A 5443-nucleotide genomic window follows, 5' to 3' on the forward strand; every position below is an offset into this window, starting at 1 on the left:
TTTTGTATTTTTGTCCCCGCTCCCGATTGGCCCTTGTGGATGCGCCGAGGAGCGCAGGGCCAGACGGATCAGGGCAAAAACTTGTTTGAGCGAAGCGAGTTGTTTTTGACCCCGGCTGGACCGAGCACCGCAGGCTGCCCGCAGCGCAGCGTAGTGACGCAGGAACCAGGGTCGCCTTTTCTTTGGTGACTTTCTTTTGGCGAAGCAAAAGAAAGTTACTTGCATGCCGGGCAACCCCCGGCCAGCAACACTCAGCAAAGAGCGCGCCGTCAAATCAATGACGATCCTAAAAACCGCTATTAATTCAATAGCTGCTTGCGCCCGTCCCTAAAGGACTTCAAGGCAAATCTTTATAAGGTTCCGGCTGCGCCGCATCCCTCGGCCCCACGGTGCTAAGCCGGGCTTTCAGCGACTGCGGCCGCCCCGTCAGGATGGCCGCGTAGTTGGTGGTGTTGGACAGCACTTTTTTCACGTAGTCGCGCGTCTCGCTGAAAGGAATGCTTTCGGCCCAGATCGCCGCGTCCAGCACCGGGCCGTTGCGCCAGGTGCGCGGACGGCCGGGCCCGGCGTTGTAGGCGGCCGCGGCCATGGGCATGGAGCCGTTGAAGTCGTCCAGTGCGAACTTGAGGTAGGCCGTGCCGATCGCGATGTTGGTGTCGCGGTCATTGAGCTGCTCTTGCGTGAAACCTTCCAGGCCGATTTTTTTGGCGGTCCAGCGTGCCGTCGCCGGCATGACCTGCATCAGGCCGGAAGCGCCCACGCCGGAGCGGGCGTCCATGATGAAGCGGCTTTCCTGGCGGATCAGGCCATACACATAGGCCGGGTCCAGGTTGATGGACTGGCTGCGTTTGGTCACCGTTTCGCGAAACGGCATCGGGAAGCGTTGCTCGAAATCGATCTCGCCTTTGGTGCGCTCACTGGTGTTGATGCAGCGGTCCCAGATCTGCCGGTCGCAGGCGAACTGGGCGGCTGCCAGCAGGTCGCGGTCAGCCATGCCGCCGCGCTTGTGCAGGTTGGTGCTGTAGTTCCATTCGCGCGTGCCTTCGGGGCGCAGGCCGATGGCGATGGCATAAGCGGCGCGGTTCAAGCCCGGGTTCAGCCGTGCAGTTTCTTTTTCCTCGGCCGTCAGCGGCGCTGGCCTGGCCGGCACCGTGATCTTCTGGTCCAGCTCTTCCAGCGCGAGCTGCTCGTAAAAACCACGGGCCGATGCAAAGGACTGCAGCAAGGCCAGGGCCTCGGCCCGCTGCGGCGCAATGGTGATGCCGGTGCTGATGGTTTGCGTCACGCCGGGTGTGGTCGCGACGACGATCGGGCCTTTGGGCGCCACGTCGGGCGGCGCGGTGGCCAGCAGCGCACGCGCTTTCCAGTAGCTCCAGGTGGGGTCCTTGCGCGCGTCGTCGCTCATGGCGTTGACCGCTGCCAGCACCAGCGTCCAGTTGGGCTGTGTGCCCGCGCGCAATGCGGCCCGGACTTTCCAGCCCAGCATGTCGTCGGTGAGGTCGGTGTCCTTGGTGACCTTGGCAAAGTATTGCAGTGCGTCACCGGCCGGTGTGGCGCCCAGGCGTGTGGCGGCCTGCCTGCCGATCACGCCCCAGACCCAGTTGCGCTCTTCCGTGTTCAGCTGCATGCCCCATTTGTTTTCCATCTGGGATGCCGCTCCGTCCGTGTCGCTGATCGCCATCTTGATCAGCGCCAGCGTGACGATTTCGCGCCGCGCCTTGCTGAGCGCGAGGTGTTTGCCCGCCAGGAACCTGATGGGGCTGGCGTTCAGTTCATTGACCATGCCAACGGCATCGGGGGCAACGATCTGCACGGCGCCTGTCGCTGCCCGGGGCCGGTTGGCTTCAGTGGCCAGGCGGGCCTTGATCCACGCGTCCTGCGCTGCGAGGTTTTTGGTGCCAACCAGCCGCTCGGCGGCCGAGTTGCAGCCGTCGTCTGCCTCGCGCTGTGCGTACCAGTTCTTTTTCACTTCGTCGGCCAGGCGCGCATCAGCCGCCGGATTTTTGAGGTGTTCGACCAGCAGCGCGTAGCAACGCACCTCCTTGTCGTCGTTCATACGGTAGTTAGGGTATTCAGCGGCAAAGCCGGCCCAGTCGCGGCGCTGGCCCAGCAGCAGCAGCCAGTCATTGCGCAGGCGGTCTTCCTGGTAGGTGCCGGCGTAGCGTCCGAAAAAGTCCTGCATCTCTTGTGCGCTGGCTTCGCCCAGGCGGGCTTTGAGCTCCCAGTAGGCGGCCCAGGGTTCGAGCGCATGGCCCCGGGCCTGGGGCAGCAGTTGTGCCAGCCGGCCCTTGTCGCCGCGTTTGAAAGCCTTGTTCATCTCCACAATCACGTTGTCAGCTGCACTGGCGCTTGCGGGAAGGGTGGTTTGGGCGGTTGCAGGGACGAGCAGCGTCAGGGAGGCAATTGCGGAAAAAATGGCAGGCAGGGCGGCCGCACGTACCGGGCCGTTAAGAAATTTGTATAGCATCGGGACATTATGGACAAATTAAGCACACGCAAGGCGCTGGTGGAAGCGCGACTGAACATGCCTGACCGCCTGGTGCGGGCTGACCTGCTGCAGCGTGTGATGCGCATCTGGCTGGTAGGTTCCACGCACGAGGTGATTGGTGCGTATTGGCCCATCAAGGGCGAGTTCGATCCGCTGCCTGCGCTGTACCGCTGGCAGGAAGATGCCATTTTGAGCCAGGATTCGTCATCAAATCCGGCGCTGGACCAAGTGGAACGTGCGCAACTAGCTACTGAAAGCATAGCAGCGCGATCGCCGCGCAAGATCGGTCTGCCGGTGGTCAACAAGCTGCACAAGACATTGACTTTCCATGCCTGGTACCCGGGCTGCCCCATGGAAGAAGACGCCTACGGCATTCCGAAACCAAAAGATACAGAGGTGATTATTCCCACCCTGCTGTTCGTGCCCTGCGTAGGTTACGGGCCCGGGGGCTATCGGCTGGGCTATGGCGGGGGCTTTTACGACCGCACGCTGGCCACGCTGCAGCCACGGCCCTTCACAGTGGGCCTGGGCTATACCCAGGGCTGGCTGCCCGACATGGAGCCCGAGCCGCACGACATTCCGCTCGATGCCATCCTGAACGACAAGGGCGTGGTCTGGCCGGTGTGACCGTCAGGCGCCCGACAGCCTCCCGGCTTCGCGGGTGAGAAGGGCCGGTATATTAGCCACTCGAGCAAAGCGGTTAATGACTAAAAAAACAGGGAGCGGAGCATGGCAGGCAGTGGAGAAGACAGCAATACGGTCAGCAGCAGGATCAGGAAGGACCTGCTGAAAGTTCTGGCCCTCGCGCTGGTGACGCTGTTTCTGGTTCCGGGTTCAACCCTGTTGTTTGCCAGGCATGCACAGCAGCAACTCGACCGCACCATCATCCAGTCGATAGAGCGGCAGGTCGACCAGGACTCGAGCATGTCCGCCGAAAGCAAGGCGCAAACCAAGAAGTTTTACCGTGACAACCCGGTCTCCCGTATATGCGCCGACGCCAACGCCGACCTCGTGCAGGACAGGGACATGTTCTGCGAGCCGTTCTCCGAAGTCTGGCAGTTTTACGCAGCGCATGTCATCGCCAAATGGACGATTGCCGGCGGTGTGGCCATCTTGCTGGTGGAACTACTGCTGGGCGCCGTGGCTTTCTGGAACCGGAAGGCCCAATACCTGAGTTTTGTGACCGGCTGGCGCCTGCTGAGCCTGGCCAGCGCGGCGCAAATGCTGGTGCAGGGCACCATGCTTGTCTGGCTGTCCTTTTGGGTGACGGCATTCTTCTTTCACGTGTATTACATCAAGCTGATCGCGCTGATCGGCTTTGTGGTGGCTGTCGCGGTGTTCTTTGCCATTGCCGGACTGCTGCGGCGCCCCGCCATGGCAAACACCATTGACGGGGAACTGGTCAGCGATGGCGACGCGCCGGGCCTGTGGGCCAACACCCGCGCCCTGGCCGCACGCCTGAAGACCGCACCGCCCAAACAGATCGTGGCGGGCATCGACACCAATTTTTTTGTCACCGAAGCGCCGCTCACCGTGGCCGGCCAGGCGCTCACCGGCCGCACGCTGTTTGTCAGCCTTCCGCTGCTGCGGCTGCTGGATCGCGCCCAGGCCGATGCCGTGCTGGGCCATGAGCTCGCGCATTTTCGCGGTGGCGATGCCGCCAGCAGCGCCCGGCTTGGGCCCAAGCTTGTGCAGTACGACCACTACCTCGGCCTGATGCGTGGCGGCGGCCTGACGGTGGCGGTCTATCACCTGATGTACCTGTACCGGGTGATCTTTGAGTTCGCGCTGATGCGTGACAGCCGCGAGCGCGAATTCAAGGCCGACCGCGCCGCCGCGAAGCTGGTTTCGCCGCAGGCCATTGTGGAATCGCTGATCAAGATTACCGCCTACGCGAGCTACCGGTCGGAAATCGAGCGTGAACTGTTCGAGCACGACCGGCAGCACGGCCAGCAACTCGGCATTGCGCAGTTTGTGGCCTCGGGCCTGGCACCCTACGCCGCCTCTACCAAATTCGTGAAGGCCATGGGAACAGCCAGCGTGCCTCATCCGTTTGATTCGCATCCGGCCATGCTGGATCGCATGAAAAACGTGCGTCACCTGGTCAAGCCCGACGCCTTCGGCGCCATCGTGACTGATCCACCATCGCGCAACTGGGCTGACGACATACAGACCGCGCCGCAGATTGAGCAACGACTGTGGTCGGCCTACGAGCAGGGTTTTGCCGCTGACCATGAACGTACCCTCGCTTACCGCTATGGGCCGGACAATGACATGGAGCAGGCGCTGGTGCTGCGCTACTTTCCTCCTGTGCTGTTTCAGCTCAAGGGCACTCTCTCTGTCGGTGTGACATACAGCGGCCTGCAGCTGCCCGGCAAGCCCGATGAACTCTCGTGGGATGACATCCAGAACCTTGGCTATGAAAACGGTTTTGGCGGCGATGTCCTCACGGTTACCTTGACTGAAAAAGGCCTGTTGGGTGCCAAGACAACCAAGGTAAAACTGCCCGGCATCAGTGCGCAGCGGGAGCAGTTCAAAGAGGTGCTGGGGACTTACCGGCACCGGCATGAGGTGATGCGGAAGCAGCTGGCGGGGTAGGCTTTTATCGGCCGGTTCTTGCTCCGGCCTTTGCGCGCTCGTCTAAGAGTTGCTGGCCGGGGGTTGCCCGGCGGCAAGTAACTTTCTTTTGCGTCGCCAAAAGAAAGTCACCAAAGGTCACGTAGTGGGGATTCGCTCACTTCGCAAAGCGAAGTTATGCGAATACCAAAAGGCGACCCTGCTGTCTGCGACCCCTGCGCTTCGCTGCGGGGCAACCTGCGGTGCTCGGTCCAGGCGGGGTCTCGCTCGAACTCGCTTCGCTCAGACAATCGCGATCCCTGATCCGCCTGAACCTGCGCTCCTCGGCGCAGACAGAAGGGGCAATCGGGAGCGGGGACTGAAGACAAATGCCAACTC

4 protein-coding genes are annotated in these 5443 nt (G+C 62.1%); 2 read left to right on the forward strand and 2 right to left on the reverse strand.

What is annotated here, in order from left to right; translation table 11 throughout:
- Positions 1–225: hypothetical protein (locus AC1DY9_RS23310; RefSeq protein WP_477667797.1), on the reverse strand; the 225-nt coding region annotated here is incomplete at its 3' end.
- Positions 226–337: 112 nt separating this feature from the next.
- A complete protein-coding gene (locus AC1DY9_RS23315; protein ID WP_477667798.1) occupies positions 338–2467 on the reverse strand; it encodes a lytic transglycosylase domain-containing protein in 2130 nt (709 codons plus the stop codon).
- Between the two features lie 9 nt (positions 2468–2476).
- Here AC1DY9_RS23315 and AC1DY9_RS23320 point away from each other — a divergent pair, with 9 nt between their 5' ends.
- Together AC1DY9_RS23320 and AC1DY9_RS23325 are read left to right on the forward strand one after the other, a co-directional pair.
- Positions 2477–3115 (forward strand): 5-formyltetrahydrofolate cyclo-ligase, encoded by a 639-nt coding sequence (locus AC1DY9_RS23320; RefSeq protein WP_457282464.1) that lies wholly within the window; start codon positions 2477–2479, stop codon positions 3113–3115.
- A gap of 102 nt (positions 3116–3217) precedes the next feature.
- The gene (locus AC1DY9_RS23325; RefSeq protein WP_457282465.1) at positions 3218–5086 is read left to right on the forward strand and encodes a M48 family metallopeptidase; all 1869 of its coding nucleotides are present in this window, start codon (positions 3218–3220) and stop codon (positions 5084–5086) included.
- Positions 5087–5443 lie beyond the last annotated feature (357 nt).

This window comes from Polaromonas sp. P1_F6, from assembly GCF_056405695.1.

What these genes read in the sequence shown, in the direction of transcription:
- AC1DY9_RS23315 (WP_477667798.1), bottom strand. Translation starts at nt 2,467, where the DNA reads ATGCTATACAAATTTCTTAACGGCCCGGTACGTGCGGCCGCCCTGCCT.
- AC1DY9_RS23325 (WP_457282465.1), top strand. Translation starts at nt 3,218, where the DNA reads ATGGCAGGCAGTGGAGAAGACAGCAATACGGTCAGCAGCAGGATCAGG.
- AC1DY9_RS23320 (WP_457282464.1), top strand. Translation starts at nt 2,477, where the DNA reads ATGGACAAATTAAGCACACGCAAGGCGCTGGTGGAAGCGCGACTGAAC.